Origin of the sequence: Vibrio sp. 10N.222.49.C9, assembly GCF_041474985.1 — a bacterium.
GTDB lineage: Bacteria > Pseudomonadota > Gammaproteobacteria > Enterobacterales > Vibrionaceae > Vibrio > Vibrio crassostreae_C.
The window spans coordinates 1-264 of sequence record NZ_JBFRVD010000604.1; the positions used below are offsets into that span (position 1 = coordinate 1).

General features: G+C 45.1%; 1 protein-coding gene. It reads left to right on the forward strand.

Annotated elements, in window-relative coordinates; genetic code table 11:
• Positions 1-264 (forward strand): Ohr family peroxiredoxin (locus AB4585_RS24690; protein ID WP_372171388.1); only part of this gene is annotated, 264 nt, incomplete at both ends.

Consider the following 264-nt stretch of genomic DNA (forward strand, 5'->3'; position numbering starts at 1 on the left):
ACCCTAAAGAAATGGGTGGTACTGGCAGTGCAACCAACCCAGAGCAACTTTTTGCCGCTGGCTATTCTGCGTGTTTCTCAAATGCTCTATTACACGTTGCTAAAGAGATGAAGATTAAAATCAGTTCTGCTCCGACTACTGCAACTGTAGGTATTGGTCCAAATGCAAGCGGCGGTTTTGCATTGACGGTAGCGTTATCAGTTGAATTAGGTCTAGACCAAGAGCAAGCCTTCACATTAGTAAGAACAGCCCACCAAGTTTGTC